At 43.0% G+C, this 26,090-nt stretch carries 23 protein-coding genes; 17 read left to right on the forward strand and 6 right to left on the reverse strand.

The genetic code is table 11. The annotated features are described in order from the left end of the window. The first annotated feature begins 7 nt into the window (after positions 1 to 7). Positions 8 to 3,106, forward strand: a complete 3,099-nt coding sequence (locus tag CH365_RS10485) for an Ig-like domain-containing domain (protein ID WP_100768518.1) — start codon at positions 8 to 10, stop codon at positions 3,104 to 3,106. 222 nt (positions 3,107 to 3,328) lie between these two features. After that, a complete protein-coding gene (locus CH365_RS10490; protein WP_100768519.1) occupies positions 3,329 to 6,538 on the forward strand; it encodes an Ig-like domain-containing domain in 3,210 nt (1,069 codons plus the stop codon). A 61-nt stretch (positions 6,539 to 6,599) separates the two neighbouring features. On the opposite strand, the gene CH365_RS10495 is transcribed toward CH365_RS10490, so the two are convergent. Both CH365_RS10495 and CH365_RS10500 read right to left on the reverse strand, forming a co-directional pair. Next, complete coding sequence (locus tag CH365_RS10495; RefSeq protein WP_100768520.1) at positions 6,600 to 7,334, reverse strand: FecR family protein; 735 nt, start codon at positions 7,332 to 7,334, stop codon at positions 6,600 to 6,602. A gap of 10 nt (positions 7,335 to 7,344) precedes the next feature. After that, positions 7,345 to 8,787 carry a hypothetical protein gene (locus tag CH365_RS10500; protein WP_100768521.1) on the reverse strand — a complete coding sequence of 481 codons (1,443 nt, stop codon included), beginning with the start codon at positions 8,785 to 8,787 and terminating at the stop codon, positions 7,345 to 7,347. A gap of 305 nt (positions 8,788 to 9,092) precedes the next feature. Between CH365_RS10500 and CH365_RS10510 the strand changes: the two genes are divergently transcribed. After that, positions 9,093 to 10,058 carry a sensor histidine kinase gene (locus tag CH365_RS10510; RefSeq protein ID WP_100768673.1) on the forward strand — a complete coding sequence of 322 codons (966 nt, stop codon included), beginning with the start codon at positions 9,093 to 9,095 and terminating at the stop codon, positions 10,056 to 10,058. Beyond that, positions 10,055 to 10,795, forward strand: coding sequence for a LytR/AlgR family response regulator transcription factor (locus CH365_RS10515; protein WP_100768523.1), 741 nt, complete (start codon positions 10,055 to 10,057; stop codon positions 10,793 to 10,795). The genes CH365_RS10510 and CH365_RS10515 overlap by 4 nt, the downstream gene beginning before the upstream one ends. 423 nt (positions 10,796 to 11,218) lie before the next feature. On the opposite strand, the gene CH365_RS10520 is transcribed toward CH365_RS10515, so the two are convergent. From CH365_RS10520 to CH365_RS10535, 4 genes are read right to left on the reverse strand one after another with little or no spacing between them, the layout of a single operon-like run. Continuing rightward, entirely contained in the window at positions 11,219 to 11,917 is a 699-nt protein-coding gene (locus CH365_RS10520) for an SDR family oxidoreductase (protein WP_100768524.1), read from the reverse strand. 10 nt (positions 11,918 to 11,927) lie between these two features. Beyond that, positions 11,928 to 12,929 (reverse strand): magnesium/cobalt transporter CorA, encoded by a 1,002-nt coding sequence (gene corA / locus CH365_RS10525; RefSeq protein WP_100768525.1) that lies wholly within the window; start codon positions 12,927 to 12,929, stop codon positions 11,928 to 11,930. Between the two features lie 39 nt (positions 12,930 to 12,968). After that, entirely contained in the window at positions 12,969 to 13,520 is a 552-nt protein-coding gene (locus CH365_RS10530; protein WP_100768526.1) for a TetR/AcrR family transcriptional regulator, read from the reverse strand. Positions 13,521 to 13,523: 3 nt separating this feature from the next. Further along, positions 13,524 to 14,327 carry an aldolase/citrate lyase family protein gene (locus tag CH365_RS10535; protein ID WP_100768527.1) on the reverse strand — a complete coding sequence of 268 codons (804 nt, stop codon included), beginning with the start codon at positions 14,325 to 14,327 and terminating at the stop codon, positions 13,524 to 13,526. A 102-nt stretch (positions 14,328 to 14,429) separates the two neighbouring features. Between CH365_RS10535 and CH365_RS10540 the strand changes: the two genes are divergently transcribed. The 13 genes from CH365_RS10540 to CH365_RS10600 all read left to right on the forward strand — a co-directional run bounded on the left by CH365_RS10540 (position 14,430) and on the right by CH365_RS10600 (position 26,089). Further along, positions 14,430 to 14,717, forward strand: a complete 288-nt coding sequence (locus CH365_RS10540) for a hypothetical protein (protein WP_244283117.1) — start codon at positions 14,430 to 14,432, stop codon at positions 14,715 to 14,717. Between the two features lie 106 nt (positions 14,718 to 14,823). Further along, a complete protein-coding gene (lepB, locus tag CH365_RS10545) occupies positions 14,824 to 15,819 on the forward strand; it encodes a signal peptidase I (RefSeq protein ID WP_244283118.1) in 996 nt (331 codons plus the stop codon). Between the two features lie 2 nt (positions 15,820 to 15,821). Beyond that, positions 15,822 to 16,055: an AtpZ/AtpI family protein gene (locus tag CH365_RS10550; RefSeq protein ID WP_100768528.1), complete on the forward strand. Its 234-nt coding sequence runs from the start codon at positions 15,822 to 15,824 to the stop codon at positions 16,053 to 16,055. Between the two features lie 16 nt (positions 16,056 to 16,071). Further along, on the forward strand, positions 16,072 to 16,425 hold the full coding sequence (locus CH365_RS10555) for a hypothetical protein (protein ID WP_100768529.1): 354 nt from the start codon (positions 16,072 to 16,074) through the stop codon (positions 16,423 to 16,425). Positions 16,426 to 16,539: 114 nt separating this feature from the next. Beyond that, complete coding sequence (gene atpB, locus CH365_RS10560) at positions 16,540 to 17,589, forward strand: F0F1 ATP synthase subunit A (RefSeq protein ID WP_100768530.1); 1,050 nt, start codon at positions 16,540 to 16,542, stop codon at positions 17,587 to 17,589. Positions 17,590 to 17,634: 45 nt separating this feature from the next. After that, the gene (atpE, locus tag CH365_RS10565) at positions 17,635 to 17,925 is read left to right on the forward strand and encodes an ATP synthase F0 subunit C (RefSeq protein WP_100768531.1); all 291 of its coding nucleotides are present in this window, start codon (positions 17,635 to 17,637) and stop codon (positions 17,923 to 17,925) included. A gap of 2 nt (positions 17,926 to 17,927) precedes the next feature. Further along, positions 17,928 to 18,455 (forward strand): F0F1 ATP synthase subunit B, encoded by a 528-nt coding sequence (locus CH365_RS10570; protein ID WP_100768532.1) that lies wholly within the window; start codon positions 17,928 to 17,930, stop codon positions 18,453 to 18,455. Between the two features lie 3 nt (positions 18,456 to 18,458). Beyond that, the gene (gene atpH, locus CH365_RS10575) at positions 18,459 to 19,019 is read left to right on the forward strand and encodes an ATP synthase F1 subunit delta (protein ID WP_100768533.1); all 561 of its coding nucleotides are present in this window, start codon (positions 18,459 to 18,461) and stop codon (positions 19,017 to 19,019) included. Next, entirely contained in the window at positions 19,009 to 20,523 is a 1,515-nt protein-coding gene (gene atpA / locus CH365_RS10580; protein WP_100768534.1) for a F0F1 ATP synthase subunit alpha, read from the forward strand. Before atpH ends, atpA begins: the two co-directional genes overlap by 11 nt. Positions 20,524 to 20,536: 13 nt before the next feature. Next, positions 20,537 to 21,397, forward strand: coding sequence for an ATP synthase F1 subunit gamma (gene atpG, locus CH365_RS10585; RefSeq protein ID WP_100768535.1), 861 nt, complete (start codon positions 20,537 to 20,539; stop codon positions 21,395 to 21,397). 21 nt (positions 21,398 to 21,418) lie between these two features. Continuing rightward, positions 21,419 to 22,822, forward strand: a complete 1,404-nt coding sequence (gene atpD, locus CH365_RS10590) for a F0F1 ATP synthase subunit beta (protein ID WP_100768536.1) — start codon at positions 21,419 to 21,421, stop codon at positions 22,820 to 22,822. 3 nt (positions 22,823 to 22,825) lie between these two features. Then, positions 22,826 to 23,206, forward strand: a complete 381-nt coding sequence (gene atpC / locus CH365_RS10595) for an ATP synthase F1 subunit epsilon (protein WP_100768537.1) — start codon at positions 22,826 to 22,828, stop codon at positions 23,204 to 23,206. A gap of 192 nt (positions 23,207 to 23,398) precedes the next feature. Next, positions 23,399 to 26,089, forward strand: a complete 2,691-nt coding sequence (locus CH365_RS10600; RefSeq protein ID WP_100768538.1) for a hypothetical protein — start codon at positions 23,399 to 23,401, stop codon at positions 26,087 to 26,089. The last annotated feature ends 1 nt before the right edge of the window (position 26,090 follow it).

Raw genomic sequence — 26,090 nt, forward strand, 5'->3', positions numbered from 1 at the left:
GACACAAATGAAGATGCAAACATTCAAGGGATTTTTACTTATCGGTTTCGCTCTATTCTTCGTATCCGTTGGATGCGGACAAGAAAAGCAAGGAAGCCTATCCGATTCTATCTTTGCAAGTCTCGGGATCGCTTCCGATTCAGGAGGAAGTCTTCCTCCGAGTGCGGCCTTAACTCCTTACAAGGATACTGATGAGCCGGCAACTCTTCCTGTGGATTTTGGGACTGCGGGACCCCAGGCATTATTAAATCTTTCTTCTACCGACCAAGTAGACCGTTATAAAAGTTTGGAGATCGTTTTCTCTGAGCCTATGACACAATCTACTGTGAATGGTGATTTTGTTCTAAAGGAAAAAACTGGGACATTACTGCCTGGTCCTGCTGCGGAAAAGGGCGGGTCCTTTTATTGGAAATCTGGTGGTAGATTGATTTTTGACCCATACAAAGAACTAAAGCCGAATACTACTTATCAATTGAATCTGACCGGCGCATCCAAAGGTTTAGAAGGTGGAAACCTCCAGGCTTATACTGTAGAATTTACTACCGAGCCTGATTATCTAATCAGTGCTACGTTAAACGGAACAGCAGTTGGTCCTGCGAATTCTTCCAAGGACCTGACTTATACGGACGCTGCTCCCGGAACGATTGCGATGAATTTGAACGCGAGTTTTACTTCTCCGATTAGTGGTGCGAATTCTATCCAGTCCATCAAATTGAAACATTTAAGTTCTACTGCGGAGCATGTGATCTGTGCCGCTCCTCCTTGCGATATGACTGCCGCTCTTGCTTCTTCTTTGAATTTGAATACTTTTTCAGGAGCTAAAGCTGGATTAAAACCTTTCCAAGGTGGAAATGCGTATATCTTCGAGATTACTACTACAAGCGGTAAGGTCTTTCGAAGATCTTTCGGATTCAATTATGGAAAGGTAAATACCACTCCGTATGCTTTGATCACAAATGGCGCTGCTGTGATTGTAGACGAGACTCAGGCATTAAAACTGTTCGGCCAAATTTTAGAAAGATTTGCTAAAAACGATTATAAGATTACTAATAAATCTTTTTCAGATTTTTCGAATAATCCTAAGAGTACTGCGAAAAGAACGAGCTATTGTATAGATTATCATTCGGAGATTAACTTTATCCGTAGCTTCGGGGATTCAACCGATCCCGACAACGGAGACGGATATTGTGGAGCATCTGGCGCAAATCCTGGAGCGTTCGTAGGTAACGGATGTTTCTTGGGTTGTTCCGACTTCGATATGGACGTTTACATCACAGGAGTCAATATCCCTGCTATGACGGGAACTGATCCTACGATCACAGCTGGTTTAAGTGTTCCTGCAAATAATAACCTGAAAGTGAACATTAACGGTCGTAAGGCGATCATCAATCTTGCCATCATTGCAAGGAACCGTAGTTCGATCGGTTTAGGACTTGTTGGTTCCGGTAGTAAATTCTATTTCACCACGATAGCGGAAGTGAATTTGAATGAAACTGCAAACCCTCGTGCCGCAGTTGCAAACACGAATACTATAGTGGACACGAATGGAGAATTCAATATAGCAATTAAAACTCCTTTGACTATAGCTGCTCTTCCTGCAAACACCACCTCTGACAATTTTTATACAAAAGAATGGTCCGATCATTTAAGAGTTAAAAATAATGCTGGGACTTTAGACTCGGTCGACTATGTGGATTCCACTTCCTGGGCAGCGGACCTTCTATCCTCCGTAACTGCATCTATCGCGAACGATATGGTTCCTGCTTTAAAACCTGCTATCACCCAATCCATGTTAAAAGACGTGATCCAGAAGGTTGCGCCTAACGCGTTAAATGCAGTTGTAACTTCTTTGGCAAATCCTGGTTTGGATGTAGTATTGCCTGATTATCTTCCTACTCCTCTCCAAAGTTTCCCTCTTTCTTTAAAGTTGAAATTCCAAACGGATGTGGTTCCTACCGTATCCGGAGCAAATAAGGGACTTGTGGGTTCTGCTTCCGTTGCTTTGGTAGCCAAAACTCCATTAATTAATACGGATCCAAATTATCACGGACACCAATTGGCTTCCGGTTTTGTGAGCACTCGCCCTGTTCCTAATGCGGATGCTCTCACTAAAACTTTCCCATTTTCAAAAAGTTCTACGAATCCTGGGCTTCTTCTGACGCTGACCGCAGACACTGTTACCCAGGCCGCATATAGTCTCTGGCAAAACGGTGCCTTAAATTTAAGAATCAATAAACCTTTTATAGATTCCATCACTGCATATGCAGGTTCCGATCCTCTTTTTCAGCTAACCCAAGAATTAGTGAAGGTGGGGACTCTTCTGAATATTTTGGCACCGGGTAGATCTACTTTAGTAGGTTTGAATCCGAGTGATTCTACTAAACTTATTCAAAACGTAAAATCTACTGACGACGTGGATATCGATGTGTATGCGATTCATGCTCCTAATGGGGAATTTAAGTTTGGCGGCGCGAATTCTATACCGGCACTCGTAGTAAACTTTACTGATTTGGAATTAAGGATTTATGGAAGAAGGCCGAATGGGACCCAAATAGGATATCCAACCTTGAGTTCGATTACTTGTTCTTCTGCGGCAGCGGACAATGCTGCAAATAGTTGTCGTTATCTTCTAAACACCGTACGCGTAAGTATCAAAGGGGATGGGTCTTTCAATTTTATTCCTTTTGATAACCCGGATCCAACTGGAAAACCTCAGTATAATAATTTGAACGCTATGAGTCTTGTGATCAAAAAGGATGAGACTAGCATGGCTTATACTCTGGATATTCTGGAAGGAAATTCAGTGAATCCATTTGGATTGGATCCTAAAGGAATTTTCCAAGTGGTGGATCCACTGATCCGTTCCTTGATCATTCCTTTGGTGAATAACGTATTACGCCAAGTGCCTTTGCCTAAGTCACTGAACGTTTCCGCGATTACGAATTTTTCTTCGGGCGCGGTATGTAATCTTCAGTCTACCACGGACAAATTGAAACTGATCACGATTCCGATCCCGAATACCGAACCTTATCCGTATCTATTCGGTGGTCTTCAGTTCCAAGGAGCTGCAGCTACGAATCCTGGATCGGTAGTGAATTGTCCTTAAGAAAGTATGAATAGGAATAAAAGAGGATAAATATAAAAAGATAATATTATAAAAATAGAATAAATCCTGAACCAAGAGTTTTCTCCAAAATTGAAAATAAACTCTTAAGGGCGGTCGGTTTTTCGAAAGAAGAAGGTCCGCTCGAGGTTGGATAGGCACTGACGAGTGCCGATTCCTGCCGAACGTGAATGAAATCATGCGATTGAAGACTGGAGAAAAAAGATGGTTACCGGATTGGGTGAAAGAGAAAGAATTTTTATTAAACGGACGGTTGTTATAACTTGTCTGGCGGTCCTTCCTATGCTCTCGGGTTGTAAGGAATCCGAAAAGAGTGGGGGAGTACTCGATTCATTCTTTAGTTCTATAGGAATCCCCGTAGATGGAGGCGGCTCCGTTCCTAGGACCGTCAATAATATCAATTATACTGAGACAGATACCCCAGCTACATTGCCTGTGGATTTTGGTACTACAGGTCCCCAGGCTGCATTAAACCTTGCCTCATTTGATCAAGTGGATCGATACAAAAGTTTGGAGATTGTTTTTTCCGAACCGATGGATCGAAACACTGTATTTACCAGTTTCACCTTAAGAGAAAAAACGGGGCCTTCCAGTTTTGCTCCTTTACCAGGCCCGAGCTCTCCAGCTGCTGAAAGTAAAGGAGGAGTCTTTTATTGGAAATCAGGAGGAAGGCTGATTTTCGATCCGTATCGAGAACTCAAATCCAATACCACATATCAATTGTCTTTAACCTCCGATGCTAAGGGAATAGAAGGCGGAACATTAACCGCTTATACCGCAGAGTTCACTACAGAACCCGATTATTACGTAACTATGAGTCTAAACGGAAAATCCGTGGGACCTGGAAATTCCGTTAACGACCTCACGTTTGCAGATGCACTTCCTGGAACTTTATCGATGAACTTGACTGCAAGTTTTACGAATCCGGTTGCAGGTACGAATTATATTAAATCCATCAAACTGAAACATATGGGTTCTTCGGTTACTTATGATATTTGTAATTCTCCGAGTGTTCCTTGTGATATGACGAATGCTCTTGCTTCTTCTTTGAATCTGAACGGTCTTGTAGATGGATTAAAACCTTTTCAAGGTGGAAACTCCTACGTATTCGAGATCACTAATTCTGCAGGTAAGGTATTCCAAAGAAGTTTCGGTTTTAATTACGGAAAGGTAAATTCGAATCCTTATAATATTCTCACTAAAGGTGCAGCAGCGGTTTTGGACGAGGCCCAAACATTAAGATTATTCGGTGGAGTGTTGGAGCGTTTTGCGAGAGGAGATTTTAGGATCAAGGACCCTTCAGACAATGTAATCAAAACTTTCGCAAACTTTTCGAATGCGCCTACTTCCGGTACAAAACGATCCGGATATTGTATGAATTACGACTCTTTCAATTTTATTAGAAGTTATGGAGATGCGAGCGATTATACTTCTGCCACTTTCCAAGACGGATATTGCGGACCGAATGGAACGGGAAATAATCAAGGAGCCTTTACCGGATACGGATGTCCTCCTTTGAGCGATTGTATGAATTTCGATGTGGATGTATATATCACAAGCGTGAATATTCCTACAACCGTTAGTGCAAGTACTACTAAAGACTGTAATAATTTAGATATTACGAATGCGACTGAGAACATAAAAGCATGTTTGAAAGTAAACGGAAATGGAGATCTGGGAGTAACCTTGAGAGGGAAGGCGGCAACAATTGGGCTTATCGTAGTCGCTCGGAACCAAGGAGATATCGGAGGTTTTCTTTGCGGACTCGCCGGTTCTTGTGCGGGAACATTATTTTCTTTTAGTATGACTTCAGATCTAAACTATAATATAACCGTAAAACCGGTTCGTACTGCAAAAGCACGCACAAATTCCAGTGTGGATAGTAACGGTAATTTTGTGATCCAGATCAAAACTCCGTTCTCTCCTACGGATCCAGACACAGGAAATTTTTACGTTTCAGAATGGGCTGTGAATCTTACGACTCATGATATAGTGCAGAGAAGTTCAGGCTCTTGGTTGGCGAACCTGATTACTTCTATCGGCACTGATCTAGCTAATAGTATGGTTGCTGCTCTTGCCCCTAAGATCACTCAAGCTATGTTAGGCGATGTGATTCAAGGTGTGGCTCCTAAGGCATTGAACTCCGTGGTTCAATCTTTAAAAACTCCAGGTTTGGATATCACTCTTCCAAATTATTTACCTGCTCCTCTTGCAAATTTTCCTTTAAGTCTTCAATTACAAGTGGAACCGGACGCTGTTGTTAGAATGAGCGGGTCCAATAAAGCAGTAGTCGCTTCTGCGGATCTAGGCTTAGTCACTCCTGCCGGAAGTAGGCTTGCCAATACGAGTCCGAATTACCATGGCCAAGGTGGAGCTATAGGTTTCGTGAGTACTCGTCCTGTACCTGCAACCCAGGCTTTAACAGGAGAGTATGCTTTTAATAATAGTGCTGCAAACCCAGGGTTACTTCTCACCTTAACCGCCGATACAGTTACACAAGCAGCTTTCAGTCTTTGGCAGAATGGCGCCTTAAATTTAAGGATCAATCGTCAATTCATAGATACGATTGTTGCTTATGCGGGAGATGATCCTTTATTCCAATTGACCCAAGAGTTGGTGAAAGTAGGAACCTTGATGAATGTACTTTCTCCGGGAAGACCGCTGAATGGACTGAACCCAAGTGATCCTACGAAGCTCATTCGAAGTGTAAATTCTACGGATGACGTGGATATAGATGTCTATTCAATCCATGCTCCGAACGGTGAATTCAAATGGGTGGGGACTGCCGCTCAGAAACCTACATTGGTAGTTAACTTTACGGATTTGGAATTAAGAATTTTCGGAAGAAGACCGAACGGGACTAATATTGGGACGGATGCGTCTCCAGTAATTTGTAGCAGTGCGGTTGCGGATACTGCTGCAAACAGTTGTCGTTACCTTTTAAATAAGGCACGAGTCAGTATCAAGGCGGATGGTGTCTTCGACTTCGTTCCTTTTGTGAATCCTACCGGAAACACTACTTACGATAAATTGAATGCATTAAAACTAGTATTAAACAAAGACGTGGGTAAAATGTCTTATACTCTGGACATTTTAGAAGGTAATACTTTCAATCCATTCGGTTTGGATCCGAAGGGGATTTTCCAAGTGGTGGATCCATTGATCCGTTCTTTGATTGTTCCTTTGGTGAATAATGTGTTAAGACAAGTGCCTTTGCCAAGGACATTGACGATCAGCTCGTTATACCATCCTACGAATAATACAACCTGTAATATAAAGGCGGACACTGATAATCTCATGTTGAAAACTTTTAATGTGACCCCGGGTTCTGAACCTTATCCGTATCTATTCGGTGCATTGCAGTTTCAGGGAGCTGCTGCTTCGAATCCAGCTTCTACGGTAGTTTGTCCTTAGGATAAAAAAAGAGGCTCGGATCTCCGAGCCTCTTATACATTCCAAAATTTTGAAATAGGATTTACATTTTTCCTCCGCCGTATGTCTCATCGCTTGGAACGGAATCTTCCGGAGTCCAACCTTGAGGTGTATGGCAGGATAAACAGTTTTTTAAGGAAATATTCTTTTTCATCAGATCTTTGAAAGGGGGAAGAGATTTAAATTTTACGATAATCCCTTCGTAAGAACTTCTTTTTGGTTCTGCTCCATCCCCAGGATAATAACCGCCGTTTCCTTTTTCCTGCATGGTTCCGTCTTTAGGATCACCTGTCCCGTTCATCAAAACTTTACCTTCGCAAGTACAGAAAGAAGAATCCTTGGACTTATGATCATGGAAAGCGGAGAATGCAGTTCCTCTCACGCCCGCCGTTGTAGTAGGAGTGGTGACTTCGAATTTTTTACCTTTTAGGTTTACAAGTTGGAACCAGGCAAATCCGCTTTGCACTTCCAGTTTGCCGTCCTTGGATTCGTTGTATAGACTGGAAATTTTCAGTTTTGTATTCGGCAGGACTTTAAACTCAGAACCCTTATAGAGTAGAGTGGTTTTAGAAGCATTCCCCGTGGAAACTATATCTCCTTCAGAGACCAAGTCTCCTTGTTTTAAAATGTTCCAACTTCCCTTGCCGCCTTTTTGCAACTGTACTTTTCCGATCAGGAAAGAAACTCTCGCGTCCTTCTCCTTGTTTTCTTGGCTCACTAAAACCAAGGAACCGATGGAAAGCACGAGGCTTAAGATCATCCAAACTCTCAGTTTCATAAACTTCTCCTTAAAATTCGATAGTAGTCCAAAGAGTTAACTCCTTGGTCAGGCGGCCGTAAGATACGATCCCATTATTTGCACCGCCTTGGAATTGTTGTAAATACTCCGCTTTGGTCCTTTCATTTCCGGACCCGTCCACATAGGATTGTTCTCTATCTCCGTCCTTGTCTCTGTTTCTGGATTCGGTATATCCTATAGAAACACGTAAGGAATCCGTAATATTCCATTCTGCGAATACGGAACCTCTTCTGAACGAAGAACGAACAGAATAACCGGAAGAATTTACCAAAGGTCCTACGGTATTGGTTTGTAAATTCCAATAATCCGATTCGGGACTTCCTGGCATGACCTGGTTAATCTGAGTTCGGTTTGCGGAAAGTACTCCATCTCTACCGCTTCCTCCTTCTAATCTACCCACGATCCTAAAATCTCCCCATCCTAAAGACAACCAGGCGTAAGCAGCAGTACCAGTGGAATCCAAACCTGGAGTCACAGCTCCGAAAGGTTTGGAAATGTCCCGGACTTCTCCGCCTTTTTGTTTTCTGAACACATATCCAAGTCCGAAGTTAAGAATTTTTTTACGATCAAAATTAGCTTCTACAGCATAAGAGTCACTTTCTAAGGAACGAACATCTTTTCTGAGGGTGGTAGAAGGATTATTATCCGACGCAAGACATGCTGTTCCTTCTCTACAATCGGAAGTGGCAGCTCCGGTTAAATTAGCCGATCTATAAAAGAAATGCAGGCCGATCCGATTCTCATCTCCAATTTTAGGTTCGTAAGAAACTCTGGAAGAAAGATCAAAACCTGAGGAGTCGGTATTTTGAGTTTGTCTGTAACCTTCTCCATTAGAAAGAATAACCTGAGCGGATAGAGTATCCCATTTTCCAGTTCCACCTAACCCGATATCGGCGGGAGCAGGCGCAAATCCTAAACTTTCTAGAGGTCCTTTGTCCACATATCTCCATCTCCAATAATTTTTCCATTGGGTGTATGTATGTGGAAGTTCCTGCATTCCGAAGGTAAGTGAATACTCTCCTAGTCCTGTTTCCCAGGTTTTGCGGATAAGAGCCCTTCTGATTCCTAAAATATACGGATTAGATTTTACTCCTCCGTCCATTCTTGTGTCGGCGCTTACTTGAGCAGAACGTAATAATTCTCCCCATAGTTCCAAGCTGACCCCAGTTTCCTTAAATTCTTTATTAATAGTTAAAAGAGTCCAAGGGGTGGAGAAGCCAGGTTCTTCGTTAGGATATGTATTAGTAAGTCCGGATCCTCCATCTCTCATTCTTTGGTTATAAGAAGGGGAGAGGATACCGCCTATCTTCAAACCGTAAAAACCGTCCGGTTCGTCCTTCTTAGTGGTAACGATTTCCTCTGCGGATAAATGTACGGATCCCATAATAAAGCAGGCAGCGGTGATTAGTTTTCGAATAGATGTCCGTTTCAAAGAGGTCCCCCTCGATTACTTGCCGACAAAAGTCGTAAAGAAAAAATTTCGTTTAGATAATCCTATCCTTACTCTCTTGTCTACCAGACTTTCTATTTAACCATCGGGTCGATCCGATTTCTGTAGTTTTCATTCGATTGGAATAAACGATACTTTCCCTGGAATAAGATTGTAAAAAGGGAATCGACGGGTTAAAAGAATACAGGATCAGTGGAGTCGGAAACGGAAAAAAGTTTTCGACCATCTATTCTATGCGCACTTTTAAGATATTATTCTGGCTAACCATCAACACCGTGATCGGCACGATGAATTCGCTGTTAGTCGCACATAATTCCAAGGCTCCTTTTTGGAAGGTATTCTTGGCCACCCAAGTAACTACACATTGTGTATGTTCCATTGTGGAGTTTTCGGTAGAATTTCTAAACCGAATGAACAAAGGAGCATTTTTTACGGGTGCTTTTTTGGTAGTCGCTTCGGCAATCGCTTCCGTTTTGGGAGTCGCGTCAGGCGGAATCATCCATGTATTATTATTAGCAGGAGAAGGTGTGGAAAGACCTCATGGAGGATCTTATAATATTCTTCTCAGCAGTTTAATTTTGGCGTTATTCATCTCCTTTTTGGAAAAATCCATGCAGATCCTGATCGAAAGAAGGAAGAAGATGGAAAGCGAATTGAAAGATATCCAGTACAGGACCTTTCAGAACAGGATGGACCCGCATTATCTATTTAATACACTGAATACCATCCATTCCTTACTCGTTACAGATCCACAAAAAGCAGATAACGCTCTTATTCTTCTTTCTGAAACCTATAGATTTTTATCCGATCGGATCTTCGAAAAAACCATACCTTTTTCGGAAGAATGGGATTTCACGGTAAACTATCTGGAACTGCAAAGGATACGTTTTTCGGATTCCTTGACGATCAAGATCAAAAAAGTGGGAGACTTTTCTAGACTTAGGATACCTCCTCTCACCTTACAACCATTAGTCGAAAATAGTTTTAAACACGGATTAGAAAATCGTTCCGAGGCGGGGAGATTGGAGATTAGCGCCACAGAAAGTTTTGGAAGAATAAAAATAGAGATCAAAAATAACGGGGACGATAAACAAGAACACCATTTATTGCCGGAATACAAAAAATCAGAATTTTCTCGCACCTTAAATAATATAAAATCCAGGTTAGAGTATAATTTCGGAGAAGCGGAACTTAAATTAGAAAAAGATAAATTTGGAATCACCACATTAAAATTGGAATTCGCATCAAGATGAATAGCGTGCTATATAAGGTTTTAGTGATAGAGGATGAGGTTCCGGCCAGGGACCTTCTCCGTAAATTTTTGGAAAGTTGGCCTCAATTCGAAGTGGGTGGGATCGCGAGAACGGGCTCTCAGGCAATCGATCTTCTCAAAAAAGAAAAATTTGATCTGGTTTTTCTGGACATTAATCTCCCCGAAAAAACGGGATTACAGGTTTTAGAAGAGATAGGGGAAAATCTTCCCGTATTGGTATTCACTACTGCTTATAGAGAACATACCCTTAAAGCATTCGAGGTGGGGGCCTGCGATTATCTTTTAAAACCCTATACAAAGGAAAGATTTTCAGCATGTATGGAAAGGGCACTTCATCATTTGCAGTTAAAGTCCATTTCCAGCTCCAGAGCAAATGGAGAGCCGGATCCAGTATTCGTTTTTCGTGATGGAGGTTTGATTCACAGAGTTTTGTATGCAGATCTCTACTATCTCACAGCTAATGGAAAACGTTCCGTTCTTCATACGAAGGACGGAGATTATGAAACCGCTAAACTACTCGGCGATCTAGAAAAAGAATTACCTAAGACAGATTTTTTGCGTATCCATAGAAAACATATGGTGAATCGTAATCTTGTCTCTGCAGCGAAATCCCAAGCGGGTGGTGCATATACAATTTATCTGAAAGACGAAGACGAGACAAATCTTCCGGTCGGAAGAGAATTTGTGGATGGAGTGAAGAACCTCTTCGGGAAATAAGAGGGCGGCTCCTCGCGAACGACCCATAGGGAGCGAGCGAGTCCTCGATAACCGGAGGCGTTTATCGAGGACACACCAAGTAGTCGGCTTCGCTCGGACCGGGCTACTGCGGGCTCGGGCATTCGCCCTCGTCACTTCGTGACAAGCCCTGCGTATCCCTGCCGCGGGAAAAAATTTCTGAGTTCTTCCAGCGCCTCGTTGTAAGCCAAAAAAATCGGAACGCCCGCTGAAAAACGGATTCACTTTCGCGTGAGAAAGGTTGGAACTCCTACACTGATTTTAAGATCGCCCCCACCCGAACTCGGGAGGGGGGAGTGGCCCGTGGGAGAGCGCTTTCACGCAATATCACAAAATCCTTCCTTCGTCAACGAAATCCTCGTATTCAAATCCAGGTTGGAATTCCAACAAATCTATCTCAGTGCTTCACCAAGGAATTTCTTTTTTATCTCTCAGGAAAATTCCAGAAGGACCGTTTTTGTCCAACTGAGCTGCCCAAACAATCGTCTCTGCACCATGTTCAACGGAACGAGTCGCTGCCTTGCCTCCCATATCTGTTCTCACCCAACCAGGGCAAACGGAATTTGTTTTGATATCCTTGCCGGAAGATTCGGAATGAAGAATTCGAGTGAGAGCATTCAGAGCAGTTTTAGAAATACGATAGGCGGAATAGCCGGAACTCATATCATAAAGTTGGCCCATTCCTGAGCTTACGTTTACGATCCTTCCGTAACCGTTCTTTTTCATTAGCCTTAAGATCTTTTGGGAAAGAAGAAAAGGTCCGATTAAATTCGTATCTAAGGTTCCTTGCAACATGTCTAGAGTGGTGCTCTCGATAGAACCGCTATCCAGATACACTCCTGCATTATTCACAAGAATATCGATCTTAGGATATTTAGAGAGAATTTCTTCTAGGAACATATCGATGGAATCTGGATCGGAAACATCCAGAGCAAAGGCCTCTGCAGAACCGCCTTCTTTTTGAATATAAGATACAGTTTTTTCGGAGTCTTCTTTTTTACGGGAAGCGCAGATGATGTGGATCCCTGATTTAGAAAGTTGTTTGGAAACTTCTTCGCCTATACCTCGACTCGCGCCGGTGACGATTGCAATTTTTTTGTCCATAAGACTTGGACTATTCTTTAAACCAATTTTTATATTTAAAATACAAAATCATACTACCTGGGATGGTAAGCATGGTAGCTAAAGAGGCGCTCAGGACTAGTTTGCTCTCGTAGGGAAGTTCGGTAAAATTCATCCCGAAAAAACCGGTCAAGAAGGTGAGCGGCATAAAGATCATAGAAACCAGAGTGAGTCGTTTGATAATATCGTTCGTCTTCTGGGAAAGAATGGAAAAGTAGGCATCCATGGAGTTTCCGATCAGATCCCTGTCCATATCTATGGTTTCTACAAGCCTACTCAAATGATCATACACGTCCCTAAAATAGAAACGAACCCTTTCCGAAAGGAATTTGTCTTCATGTCTCATGATCAGGTTCAGAACTTCTCTTTGGGGAGAAAGAACCCTTCTCATTCGGACCAGATTCCTTTTTACATATAAAATATTCGTTATAAAGTCTGGCTCTATCTCGCTTGTAAGTATCTGGTTTTCTATGTCAGTGATCTGTTCAGAGATCTGGTCTAAGATCGGAAAATTGGAATCTACCAAAAGATCGAATAACAGATACAGAACATGATCCGTTCCCTTAGAAGCAAAATTCTGTTCCGTAAGAGTTCGGTTCCAAAGGGAATCTATCAAAGGTTCCTTATGTTCATGAACTGAAACGATAAACTTACGATTAAAAAATACATGTGTTTCCGTAGCGGAAAAAGACTGTTCTCCTTCCGATCTAAAACTATGAAGAACGATAAAAGCATGGTCCTCATAATCTTCGAACTTAGGCCTTTGGTTCCTGTTCACACAATCTTCTATTGCTAGATCGTGGAAACCGCAGTTTTTAGATAAAAAGATCAGATCTTCCGGACTCGGATTTTCTACATCGATCCAGACCTTTTCTTTGTTTAGGGTTTTTTTAAGGGAGAAGTTCCTAAAAAAAGAAGCATCCGTTTTATGAAGGATCGCTTTAGGAGAGGGATTTTTTTGTTTGGGAGTGGGGAAGGAAAGAAATCGTATCATCTTGTAACTCTAATACGATTCTTTCCAAACCTTTGGAGTTTAGGTATTCTCCAGCGCGTATACAATATATGCACGGAAGTCTTCCAAAGTGAATTCTCTTTTATTGGTCAAATGATTGATCATATAGCCAATGATGGCCGAGGTAAGATTTTTCACTTCGAATTCTGTATAATTCGGCTTTAAAGCCAGGATGATCTTTTTTGAATTTTCGTAAAAGATCAGGTTCACCAAATGAATATTGCGTTTTTTTAATCTATGGATCTTTGGTTGGAGCATAAGACTCCAATACAGACGAAGATATTCTTCATTCTCCTTTACCAATTTGATAATTTGACCGCCTAAAAATTGGATCAGCTCTGCTCTATTTTCCGTAGAATTCAATTTTTCAGGAAGATATTTTTTTAAGATCGTATCGTGAGACTCGATAATCCCTTCTAAGATGGATTCTTTAGATTCGAAATAACGATAGGCAAGACCCAAAGACAGACCGGCTCTCTGGGCAATTTGCCTCATAGTGGAGCCGTGATACCCTTGTTCTGAAAATAATTTGAGGGAAGTTCTTAGGATTAGGTCTCTTGTATCTTTGGCCATTGTTTACCGAATGGAATAGAGAACCTTTCTGGATCCGATCCTTTCCCGATTGGTTTCCATTCTATTCTTATAACCGTAAGCCTTCTCAGGTTTTAAAAGAGAAAATAAATCGTACAATTCGATCTCGAATTGGAGCATAACTTCTGCTACTTCTTCCGGAAATTTTTCCAAAGATTTCATTGCATCTACACAAACATGTCTGGAGTTAATCTTGTCCGGACGGATTTCTTCAGCAATCTTTCTGAAATTTTGTTTTGTGATCGTTCCACCCACAGAAGTTTTTTTGCCTCTGTCTTTGGAAATAGCAATGATGGTGCGTGTGACTTTCATCACTTCTTTATCATCTGGGATCATGCCCATAGACGCGGAAAGATCCGATCTTGCAGCAGTCACTTGATCTAAGTCATCGAATGCGCTCGAGTCTGCGATCTCTAATAAATTTTTATAACCTGTGATCGTCTCCAGGTTGATCGCCTTAGTGACCTTGGAAAAAGTCACGGGGCTTAGCATACTTTTAAGAGTAGAAATAAAATTTTTGAGAGCGTAAGAAGATTCTATCATCGGGGCGGAAATTCCTTCGATTTCTTCTTTTACAAGCATACGGATATCGGTCCTTGCTTCTGGTCCGCCGATCTTAACAGTGACCGGAACTAAATCTTTGGCCACGATATGAAGCGCTCGGATTTCATCAGAATCCATATCTTCCGTTTCCGTGCCCCCTTTCAATCCTACGATAGGATAGCTCTGTTTCAGGGAAATCAGGTGGCGGCGAAGTTCGATAATTTTGCGGTCTATCTGCTCTTTCACATTCCTAGTATCGTCTGTTTCTAAAAAAGAGTAAGGATTTTTGAAAATTTTAACCTTTTGGAGGGGTCTTTTAGATACCGTTTTCTGTAATAAGAAATTTTTATGAGATATAAATTATTACTATTATTTGGGATTTGTTCCGTTTTTTCCCATTGTTCCAAAGTGGTTATTGAAAAGATCCAGGGCGAAAAAAAGGAAAAAGATAATCCTGTAGTAAGTTACTTCTTTTGTGTTGCCCAAACCAATGCTTGTATTGAGTCGGATGGAGAAGATTGTTTTGTTGTCAGAGATAATCCTCACTATTTCGACGCGGGTGGAGGCGGAGTGGAGAAATTCTGTCTAGATAAGATAGCAGAAATCATTCTCGTTACTGAAACTGGTGGTATGTAACAATTTTCCTCCATGGACCCTGTATTCTCCCATACGAATCTGAAGGGGAAATGGGTTTTCAGTCTTCCGAATTGACGGGAAATACCGATCCTGTATCAATAGGCCTATGAGCCAGCCGAAGGGCAGTACCTTTTTGAAAAAACTTCCTACTTGGATCCAGGAAATATTTGGAGAAGAATCCGTAGATTCCACTCTCTCCTTCTTTTTTATCGTTTTATTAGTTTTAGCTTTTAAATCCTCGGTATTGGATGCGAACAATATTCCCTCGGGATCCATGCTCCCAACTCTTAAGATAGGGGATTTTCTGTTCGTAAATAAGATGAGATATTCTCTTCGACTTCCCTTTACGGACATCGAGCTCAAAAGATACGATGATCCTAAAAGAGGAGATATCGTAACCTTCATCCCTCCTGATGGAGCCGTTTCACCTGAGGAGAAGGAAGGCTGGTTTCCCAAAAGATTCGTAAAAAGAGTGATCGGTCTTCCAGGAGACAGGATCCGAATCGTAAAGGTCCTACATGAGAGAGATGGATTTCCTACAGTCTATGGCAAAATAGAATACATGGAAAAAGGAAGTACCAACTTCTCCGCTTACGATTTTAAGGATGAAGAAAAGAGAAATTTATTCGATGACCTGGATGACGATGCAGCAGTCCAATATTATCTATTTAAAGAACAGAAACCCGGCTTCGAACATTATGTGATCGAAGGGAATACTCGTCCTTATACGCACGAGTTCAAAGATGCGGAATGTTTCCAAGTCACAGGTTGTGTAATTCCGGATGATCATTATATGATGATGGGAGACAATCGCACAAATTCTTCCGACTCCAGATTCTGGGGATTTGTTCCTCGGGACAATATACTCGGAAAAGCGGCGCTCATCTACTTCTCCATCAACTGGAAGGATCATGTGTGCGCATACAAAAGTGCAGAAGATCTTGGAATGAATGGCGACTCTGCACAAAAATACGATCCGGAAGAATTTAGATCCAAATGTGGAGATATCGGTTCTAATATGAACTGGTTCAAGAGCACTATATTCTATAGAATTCCTAGAATGCAGGTCCGTTGGTATCGTATCGGAACCGTATTAGAATAAATATGAGCGAACCGGATCAAAAACCTCCCGAAAAGAAGGATACTTCCCCTTGGCAGCTTGCAAGTGTCGGGACAGAGTTCGCTTTTATTATCATAGCTTCCGTTTTTATAGGAAGGTATCTGGATGGACGTTTCGGTTGGTCTCCTTTTGGGATCTTATTCGGGGCAATATTCGGATTCGGCTACGGGATTTATTATCTTCTCATGAGAGTTTCCCAATTCGACAAAAAGGACTAAACTCGGTCTTTTGGGAATGAAGGACTCTGATGGTTTATTACAACCTAAAAAGTATTATTTAGGTTTTGTTCTACTTCTTATAATCTTCGGATTATGGTACAGGTTCTACGAGGTTCCCGACCCGGGCTTTTGGAAGGGAATTGTAATATCTCTTTTAGTATCGTTGCTTCTTTATAATTTTAGATTTTATCTACTTTGGAAACATTCCAAAGAAGGTTTTTCGATCCAATTTGGAACGACTGTTCTGTCTTTTTTTATTCATTTAGCCGTTTTAGTACTGTTTATCTGGAGAGGCGAACGTGAAGGTTTTGTGATCGGTTTTTTTATTGCCCATTTCGCCAACCTTTTAATATTGGTATTCGCAAGGTGACCCCTTAAAACGCCTTAAAGAACGTTTTAAAGGTACTTTGCGGGAAATAGAACCCTGGGATGGTGCTCCCAAAACTCTTCCTTCCTGTCGTATACGAGAGGATCCTTTACAAGTATGTTGAAACAAATCTTAGCAACCGCATTATTATTGTTCTCACTTCCATTATTTGCCTCCGAGGGCGAAGCTTCCAAACCTTTCGATCTGAACGAGGTGCTGGTTCACCACTTGATGGATCATGCTGAGTTTCCTTTCAATGTTGGCGGAACCAAAGTTTACGAAGGCCATGAAGGTTTTGATCCTCATGCAGAAAACATTTTTGTAGATCATTCTACCGGACATAGATTCCATTTTGTGGGAGGAATTGATCTACATATCACTCGTCGTGTTACGATGATGTGGATTGTCTCCCTACTTCTTCTCATCGTATTTATTCCTGCCGCTCGGCTGATCGCAAAAAATCCTTTAAAGATACAAAGTAGATTCGCGAACGCTGTAGAGGCTTTCATAAGCTTCCTAAAAAAGGATGTGGTGGACGCAAATACGGACGGTCACGGACATTCTTATTATCATTATATTTTTACATTATTCTTCTTCATCCTATTCTGTAACTTGATGGGACTTATTCCTCCTGTAGGAGAGGTGATCCAACTCGGGATAGAATCTGTTAACGCAGGAGAAGAAGTTCCGGCATCCGCGCATGCGGACTCAGGTCATCATGAACCTATCTGGATCGCAAAAGTTTGGAACGGTATTACCGTAACGGGTGATGTTTCGGTTACTGTTACTCTCGCACTCATCACTTTACTTTTGATCTACGGAACTGGATTTATTTACCAAGGACCGAAGTTCATTATCCATTCGGTTCCGAATGGAGTTCCTGCACCTCTATATCTACTGATGTGGCCGTTGGAGTTCATTATTTCTCCACTTGCTAAAGCATTCGCACTCACTGTGCGTCTTTTAGCGAACATGACAGCAGGACACGTAATCATCTTAGCGTTACTCGGATTTATTTTCCAATTCCAATCTTGGGGAGTGGCGCCGATCTCGGTTTTCGGAGCGACTGCGATCTATTTCTTAGAATTGTTCGTGGCCTTCTTACAGGCTTACGTTTTCGCTCTTCTAACCTCGCTCTTCGTGGGCTCGAGTATGCATAGGCACTAATTTTAATTATAAGCGTTTTGATTTCAAATAGGAGAATATAGTACAATGGAATTCGGACTAGGATACATCGGAGTAGGAATCGCAGCTGGACTCGCTATTTTAGGCGCAGGACTCGGAATCGGAAGAATCGGTGGCTCTGCTGCTGAAGGAATCAGCCGTCAACCTGATGCAGCTGGAAAAATCCAAACTGCGATGATCATCTCTGCAGCCCTTATCGAAGGTGCGGCTCTGTTCGCAATCGTTATTGCGTTCCTCGCAGGTGGAACTTTGAATACAGCAGTTACCAAAGCATCTGCTGCTAAAACTGAAGTTTCTGCACCGGCTGAAGGTAAATAATCTTGTTTCTCTTGGCAGCTGACAGGGGATTAGGCGCACTATTAGACGTTAATCCGGGTCTGATCATTTGGACCCTGATTACCTTCACGATAGTCGTCATTATCCTTAAAGTTTTCGCTTGGGATGTGATCCTCAAAGCTCTGGATGAAAGAGCTGAGACCATCCAAAACGATATTCGTAAGGCTGCTGACGTACGTTCCGAGGCGGAAGCTCTGCTGAAAGATTATGAAACAAGAATCGCACAAGCAAAAGACCAAGCTAACGGAATCGTAGCGGAAGCCAAATCGGACGCTACTAACCTGAAAAACAAACTATTGGATGATGCTTCGAAAGAAGTGAAGGCTCTTAAAGATACTGCACTGAAAGATATCGAACTCGCAAAATCCAAAGCATTGGCAGAACTCCAAGGACAGATCGTAGACATGACCGTTCAAGTCGCAGGATTGGTTCTGGAGAAACAGTTAAAAGCGGACGACTATAAGTCCTTTATCGAGAACGAGTTAGGCAAGATCAAGAAACTGAGCGCGTAACAAATGAGCTATTCTGCGATCCCAAAAACATACGCGGCCGCATTTGCGGACGCTAGTTCTTCTCCGGAAGAAGCCGAACAGGAATTGGATTCTATCGTAAGTATTTTTCAGATAGAGCCACAGTTCCGCGATTTTTTCGATACCCCTTCCGTTAAAAAGGAAGATAAGGAAGCTGTTCTATTAAAGACCTTCCAGGGCAAAATTTCGGAAATCACTCTGAATTTTTTACAGGTGCTTCTTCGTAGGGGAAGATTTTCATTTCTTTCCGAGATTCACGAAGCCTTAAAAGAAGAACTGGATCGTAAAGCAGGAAGAGTTCGCGCGAAAGTCAGAAGTTATCCGTTATTGGATGAGGCTTCTCTCGCCAAATTACGTGAAGTATTAAAAGAAAAATTCAAATCGGAATTCATCTTGGAATCAAGTGAAGATCCGAGCCTTCTCGGAGGTTTCGTGGTCAGATTCCAAGACTTGGCGATCGATTCTTCCATGAAAAGCCAACTTAAGAAAGTAAGGCAAACCTTGCTGGACAGCAAATTACCGGTCGGAGTGGTGTATGAAAATTAAAACAGACGAAATTACGTCGGTCCTCAAACAGGAAATTTTAAATTATAAAAAAGATCTGGGTGTCGAAGAAGTCGGAACTGTTCTGGAAGTAGGGGACGGTATCGCTCGAGTTTTTGGCCTTAGAAACGTGATGGCCGGAGAACTTGTAGAATTCCAAAACGGAGTTCGCGGTCAGGCATTCAACTTAGAAGACAATTCTGTGGGTGTGATCATCTACGGAGATTATAAGAACATCAAAGAAGGTTTCTCCGTTAAGAGAACCAGCAAAATTTTGGAAGTTCCAGTTGGTCCTGAATTGCTTGGACGTGTGGTGAACCCACTCGGAGAGCCTGTTGACGGTAAAGGCCCAATCAATGCAAAACATACCCGCGCGGTAGAGAGTCCTGCTCCTGGTATTTCTAAAAGACAACCGGTGGAAGAGCCTCTTCAGACCGGTATCAAAAGTATCGACGCAATGATCCCGATAGGCCGTGGACAAAGGGAGTTGATCATCGGAGACCGTGGAACTGGTAAAACTTCCATCGCTCTGGATACGATCATCAACCAAAAAGGTTCCGGAGTTATCTGCGTTTACGTAGCGATCGGACAAAAAGCTTCCACTGTAGCGACTATCGTGGAAAAACTAAAAGCGGTTGGAGCTCTCGATTACACTATCGTGGTTTCCGCAACTGCTGCTGATCCTGCTCCTCTGCAATATATCGCTCCTTATTCTGGATGTTCTTTCGCGGAATACTTCATGTATAACGAGAAAAAAGCTACCTTAGTTGTTTATGATGACTTATCAAAACAAGCGGTTGCTTATCGCCAAATGTGTCTTCTTCTTCGTAGACCTCCGGGCCGCGAAGCTTATCCTGGAGACGTATTCTATCTTCACTCTCGCTTATTAGAAAGAGCCGCCAAATTGGACGAAAAATACGGAGCAGGTTCCTTAACTGCGCTTCCTATCATCGAAACCCAAGAAGGTGAGGTTTCCGCTTATATTCCGACTAACGTGATTTCCATCACTGACGGTCAGATTTACTTGCAATCCAACTTATTCGCATCTGGGGTTCGTCCTGCAGTGGATGTGGGTATCTCCGTATCTCGTGTAGGATCTGCCGCTCAGATCAAAGCGATGAAACAAGTTGCAGGAAAAATGAAACTGGAATTAGCTCAGTTCAGAGAGTTAGAAGCATTCGCTCAGCTCGGAACCGACTTAGATCCGGTAACTCAAGCTCAGTTGGACAGAGGATATCGTATCGTTGAGATGTTGAAACAACCTGTTTCCAGCCCTTATCCTGTAGAAGAGCAAGTAGTCGAAATTTTCGCGGTAACCAGAGGACATATGGACAAGGTTCCAGTTCCTAAGGTTAGAGAGTTCGGAGCACATCTATTGAATGTTCTTCGCACCCAACAACCTGAAGTGTTGAACGCAATCCGCACTGAAAAGAAAATTTCGGACGAAGGAAAACTGGGAGAGGTAATCGCCTCTATCGCAGCCGACTTTGTTAGGAACCTGAAGTAAGCGGAGAAAAATCTTGGCTACACCCAGGGAAATAAAGAAACGGATCAGCTCCGTTAAGAACACTCGGAAGATCACTCGAACTATGGAAATGGTCGCTACGGCTAAATCCAAAAAGTTGAGTGATCGGGTGAATGCGTCTCATCCATTCTCTAATAAAATTAAGGAATTGGTAGGGGCGCTCGCATCCCTGGCTTCCGTAGTAAAAAGTCCTTATTTAAGAAAACCGAATACGATCCGTTCGATCGCTCTTCTTGTGATCACTGCGAACAGAGGTCTTTGCGGAGGATATAACTCCAAGACGATCCGTTTGGCGAAAACTCGCATCCAAGAGCTGAAAGATCAGGGCGTAAACGTTCGACTTTTTGTCGTAGGTAAGAAGGGAATTTCCTATTTCCAATTCGCAAAAGAGAAAATAGAAAAATCCTATACTCATATCGACGACAAGTCCGGTTACAAGGAAGCGGAAGAGTTTGCAGACTTCTTCTTGGATCTATTTGCAAGAGAAGAAGTGGATGCAGTGGAAATTATCTCCACAGTTTATCATTCTTCTGCAAACCAAGAGCCTGATATTACTAAGGTTCTTCCGTTCGAAGCGCAAGGAGAAGCTAATATTGGTTCCAATGTTCTATACGAGCCGAGCCCGGCAGATATTCTGGAATCACTTCTTCCTTTAGTTGTAAAAACTGCATTTTTAAAAGCGATCTTGGAAGCGAATTGTTCCGAGCAGATCGCAAAGCGCGTGGCCATGAAATCCGCAACGGACGCGGCCTCCGAGATGATCAAACTTCTGACCCGCGGTTACAACCGTATCCGTCAGGCGAAGATCACTCAGGAGATCTCGGAGATCGTAGCGGGTGCGGACTCGCTAAACTAGTTCTGGTATTGGAGTACTTGGATGAGCAAAGGTAAAGTAAAACAAATCATCGGATCCGTTTTGGATATCGAATTCGAGTCCGGACATCTGCCCGAAATTTTTAACGCGCTTGAAATCGACGCGATTGTAGAAGGCAAAAAGGAAAAAATTATCGCCGAAGTGCAACAGCATATCGGTGGTAGCGCAGTAAGAGCGATCGCTCTTTCTTCCACTGACGGACTTGTTAGAGGACAGGAAGTTTCCGATACCGGGGCTCCTATCTCCGTTCCGGTTGGGGACGTGACCCTCGGAAGAATTTTTAACGTTCTCGGAGAGCCGGTTGATGAAGGCGCTCCGATCCAAGTGAAAGAACGTAAGCCTATTCATAGAGCCGCTCCTGGTTACGAGGATCTTTCTCCTAAAACGGAAGTATTCGAAACAGGAATCAAGGTTATCGACCTTCTCGCTCCTTATATCAAAGGTGGAAAGACCGGACTCTTCGGAGGAGCCGGAGTAGGTAAGACAGTTCTTATCCAAGAGTTGATCAATAATATCGCGAAACAACACGGTGGATTTTCCGTATTCGCGGGTGTTGGTGAAAGAACCAGAGAAGGAAACGACCTCTGGAGAGAGATGAAAGAATCCGGAGTTATCAACAAGACTGTACTTTGTTATGGTCAGATGAACGAGCCTCCTGGTGCTCGTCTTCGTGTTGCTCTTTCTGCTCTTACAATGGCGGAACATTTCCGCGATTCTATTGGAACAGACGTATTACTCTTCGTAGACAACATCTTCCGTTTCTCCCAAGCGGGATCGGAAGTGTCCGCTCTACTTGGACGTATGCCTTCTGCGGTAGGATATCAGCCGACTCTTTCTACAGAAATGGGTGCTCTTCAAGAGCGTATTACTTCCACTCGTAAAGGATCTATTACTTCTGTTCAGGCGATTTACGTTCCTGCGGACGACTTGACTGACCCTGCTCCTGCAAACGCGTTTGCTCACTTGGATGCAACTACGGTTCTTTCTCGTGCGATCTCTGATAAAGGGATTTATCCTGCGGTTGACCCACTTGACTCTACTTCCCGCGTAATGAACGCAGAAGTTCTGGGGGCGGAACACTACGGTGTTGCTCGTGAGGTGCAAAGGATTCTTCAGCGTTATAAAGATCTTCAAGATATTATCGCGATCCTTGGTATGGACGAACTTTCCGAAGACGATAAGGTTCTAGTAGCACGTGCAAGAAAGATCGAGAAATTCCTTTCTCAGCCTTTCCACGTAGCGGAAGTATTCACAGGATCTCCTGGAAAATACGTAAAACTTTCCGACACAGTTCGTTCTTTCAAAGAACTGATTGCCGGAAATTGTGACCACCTTCCAGAACAAGCCTTCTACATGGTAGGAACCATAGAAGACGCGATCGAGAAGTCCAAAAACCTGAGAGCATAATCGATGGCAGCCAAGCTAGACGTATCGGTAATCTCTCCAGAAAAACTACTCTTCCACGGCGATGCGGACAGCATCGTCGTACCTGGAAGCGAAGGGTTTTTCGGAGTGTATCCGGGCCATACCGCTCTTGTCTCCCTGCTCGGGATCGGCGTGTTGGAAGTCCGACAAGGATCTAAAACCAAAATCGCCGCAATCGAAGGCGGGTTTTTCGAAGTAAGAGACAATAAAGTTACAATTTTGACGGACCACGGTAGCTTGAAAGAAGATATCGACCTGGCCGCCGCCCAAAAAGCCCTAGAAGAAGCGGAAGCTCTTCCTGCCTCCACCGAGAAAAATACTCTCGTCTTAAAAGCAAAAACCCGAATTTTAGCGGCTTCCCGCTAATATTTAGGGGTTCCAAATTCCGAAAATTATTAAGGGACACTTCTATCGGTTACGGCCGAAGAAGTTCCCAGTGTAAGAGAAAAGGTCTTCTAATATAAGGGGATTGTCTCGGAATATTTTCGGATTGTATTTCCTACAAGTTAGGAGATCCTCCGAATTAGAGAGACGGATTTTTAGCATACTGTAGGAAGCATGGCGGACGATTTTACGATAGACGAGGGAGAGGGGTTTCCAGCCGGAAATGGAGAGGATTTTGATCCGAGTGAAATGAGCTTGGACGAAATAGATTCTCTCTTGGCGAGTGACGGCGACTCCTCCGATTTTAATTTCGATTCCGTTCCGGGAGATTCTCCTGATAGTGAAGGCTTCGAGGAATTACTCGCTTCTTCCGGAGATGATTATCCGGACGATATTCCTAGTTTCGAACCGGAAGAAACGGATTTTGGTTCCGACCTAAGCCAACTAGACGAGTCCGTACATCTGGACGAAGACTTCGATTTCGAACTCACTGATCCTATGATCGATGCTGAGATCGATAGACTTCTGGATATCGACGATGATTTGAATTCTCCCCCGACATCATCTTCTGCCGCCCCTTCTTGGAGAGATTCTGCTCCTTCCGTTTCTTCTCCTGCTCCCGAAAATCATGAGGAAGCATTCGGAGACTTAGGCTCCTTGGATTTGGGAGATTTCTCTCAGCCTGGAGATATTCCTTCTTCCGCATTCCATTCAGACGACCAGCCATTCGATTGGGGGGGAGAATCTTCCGACCAAGACGAGGTAGTGGGACTCTCCGATGGGGACCTGGATGATGAGACACCGATCTCACTTTCAGACGACGAATTACATAATATTGATATAGGTTCCAATCTTGCTGACTTCACCATGGACGAGGAAGAAGTTTCCGCACCGGAAGATTCGGGTTCTAAAACATACGATGACGAATTGATCTCAGATGACGAAGGTCCGATTTCTCTCTCCGAACATGAGTTAGACGATATCATGGCCGAGGATTTCAGTCCGAACCTGGAAGAAGAAGGATTCGGAGATCTAGGCGGGGACGATATTTCTACTCCTTCTTCAGAATTAACCGAAGATATTAATTTCGAGGGTGAAGAAGAGAAGGACATCGCACTTTCGACGGATGAATTGGATCATCTTTTAGAAGGTGATGATGCTTCTTTTGAAAATAAAAGTTCATTCGAAGAATTGGGAGATTTTGGAGATCTGGATCTGGGCTCCGTTTCCGAAGAACATACTTCTTCTGGAGTAGATATCGAGGAAGAAGCTAACGAACCGATCGCACTCTCGGACGATGAGTTAGGTAATTTATTATCCTCGGGAGACGAGGACGAAATCGAAAGTATCCAACTGGACGATCTGGATTCTGTAGGAGCTCCTACAGCAGAATCTGAGTTTGGAATGGAAGAAGCGGATTCTTCTTCCGAATTGGATCTAAGCGATTTTAATTTTGATTCCGAACCGGAAGAAACCAAGGACGAATTCGGAGGAGAAGATGAATCCATTTCTCTTCCTGTGTCCGATTTTGATAATTTCGGAATGAGCGAAGAAGAAAATCCTCTGGATACCGGACTGGATCTGGGAGATTTCGAAGACAGCACTAAGTCGGAAGAAAAAACATTCGAAGAATCTTTAGGAGACTTCACTTCCGCAAGCGACGAAGATATTTTAGGAACTTCGGATTCGAATGCGCTTGATTTTTCAACTGAAGAAACTTCTGAAGAAGATTTCTTCTCCGAACCAGTAGACGCAGATGAACCGATTGCACTTTCAGACGACGAACTAGGAAATTTATTATCTTCCGGAACGGAAGAGGAAGAAGAGCATACTGGAGCTTCCTTAGATCTTTCCGCCGACTTGGACGATAACGAACCGATTGCACTTTCAGATGATGAACTTGGGAACTTACTCTCTGGCGAAGAAGAAACAGTTTCCACATTGGATTCGGAAGAAAACGAACCGATTGCACTTTCAGACGACGAACTGGGAGACCTATTATCTTCAGGAGAAGAAGAAACTTCCGACGCGGATATATTTGCAGGAGCTCCACCTGAAGAACATGACGACGCGGCCCCAATAGAATTCGGAGATTTCAGCTTAGATACGGAAGCCGATGAACCGATCGCGCTTTCCGAAGATGAACTGGGACATTTATTGGAAGAAGATCCCGAAGTTGAAGCTGTTTCTTCCGATCTGATGGAAGATTCAGACGAGCCGATCGCACTTCCGATTAATGAGTTAGACGATATAGGAACTCCTGATGTATCTTCCGATTATGATATAGATTGGGACGGACCCGTTGCCGATCTGAACGATCTTGGAACCGCGGATGAGAATGCAGTGGCTGCACCTTCCGATTGGGATCTGGGAGAAGAAGCCGACGAGCCGATCACTTTATCCAACGACGAATTAGGAAACTTGCTCTCGGATGAAACTCCGCAAGAAGTAGATTCCGAAGACTTAGATTCATTATTATCTTCTCCACCTGAAGCGAATGACTTAAACGCGTTAGGTTCCTTTGATGACGATATCCAAATTTCAGGTTTGGATTTTGCGGGAAATATAGGCGGAGAAATTGTTCCGACTATAGAAAGACTAGCTCCTGAACCGGAACTAAACTTTATTTTAGACGAGTATGCGGATGAGAATGAACTTTCTCCTCTGGAAGAAATTCGCCAAGCAGGAGCTGCGACGGACGAGCCTGAGTCCGGTGAAACTACTCCTACTCAAGACGAGATGAAACGTATCCTTCTCTATCTGGATGAATTATTAGGAAATCTTCCGGATGAAATGATCCGTGACTTCTCTCGTTCCGATTATTTCGAACTTTATAAGAAATTAATGAAACAAATCGGCGTTTGAC

The sequence above is a fragment of the Leptospira neocaledonica genome (genome assembly GCF_002812205.1).
GTDB lineage: Bacteria > Spirochaetota > Leptospiria > Leptospirales > Leptospiraceae > Leptospira_B > Leptospira_B neocaledonica.

Coding starts and splice junctions, on each gene's coding strand:
- CH365_RS10485 (WP_100768518.1), top strand. CDS start 8: ATGAAGATGCAAACATTCAAGGGATTTTTACTTATCGGTTTCGCTCTA.
- CH365_RS10490 (WP_100768519.1), top strand. CDS start 3,329: ATGGTTACCGGATTGGGTGAAAGAGAAAGAATTTTTATTAAACGGACG.
- CH365_RS10495 (WP_100768520.1), bottom strand. CDS start 7,334: ATGAAACTGAGAGTTTGGATGATCTTAAGCCTCGTGCTTTCCATCGGT.
- CH365_RS10510 (WP_100768673.1), top strand. CDS start 9,093: ATGAATTCGCTGTTAGTCGCACATAATTCCAAGGCTCCTTTTTGGAAG.
- CH365_RS10515 (WP_100768523.1), top strand. CDS start 10,055: ATGAATAGCGTGCTATATAAGGTTTTAGTGATAGAGGATGAGGTTCCG.
- CH365_RS10520 (WP_100768524.1), bottom strand. CDS start 11,917: ATGGACAAAAAAATTGCAATCGTCACCGGCGCGAGTCGAGGTATAGGC.
- corA (WP_100768525.1), bottom strand. CDS start 12,929: ATGATACGATTTCTTTCCTTCCCCACTCCCAAACAAAAAAATCCCTCT.
- CH365_RS10530 (WP_100768526.1), bottom strand. CDS start 13,520: ATGGCCAAAGATACAAGAGACCTAATCCTAAGAACTTCCCTCAAATTA.
- CH365_RS10540 (WP_244283117.1), top strand. CDS start 14,430: ATGAGATATAAATTATTACTATTATTTGGGATTTGTTCCGTTTTTTCC.
- lepB (WP_244283118.1), top strand. CDS start 14,824: ATGAGCCAGCCGAAGGGCAGTACCTTTTTGAAAAAACTTCCTACTTGG.
- CH365_RS10550 (WP_100768528.1), top strand. CDS start 15,822: ATGAGCGAACCGGATCAAAAACCTCCCGAAAAGAAGGATACTTCCCCT.
- CH365_RS10555 (WP_100768529.1), top strand. CDS start 16,072: ATGAAGGACTCTGATGGTTTATTACAACCTAAAAAGTATTATTTAGGT.
- atpB (WP_100768530.1), top strand. CDS start 16,540: ATGTTGAAACAAATCTTAGCAACCGCATTATTATTGTTCTCACTTCCA.
- atpE (WP_100768531.1), top strand. CDS start 17,635: ATGGAATTCGGACTAGGATACATCGGAGTAGGAATCGCAGCTGGACTC.
- atpH (WP_100768533.1), top strand. CDS start 18,459: ATGAGCTATTCTGCGATCCCAAAAACATACGCGGCCGCATTTGCGGAC.
- atpA (WP_100768534.1), top strand. CDS start 19,009: ATGAAAATTAAAACAGACGAAATTACGTCGGTCCTCAAACAGGAAATT.
- atpD (WP_100768536.1), top strand. CDS start 21,419: ATGAGCAAAGGTAAAGTAAAACAAATCATCGGATCCGTTTTGGATATC.
- atpC (WP_100768537.1), top strand. CDS start 22,826: ATGGCAGCCAAGCTAGACGTATCGGTAATCTCTCCAGAAAAACTACTC.
- CH365_RS10600 (WP_100768538.1), top strand. CDS start 23,399: ATGGCGGACGATTTTACGATAGACGAGGGAGAGGGGTTTCCAGCCGGA.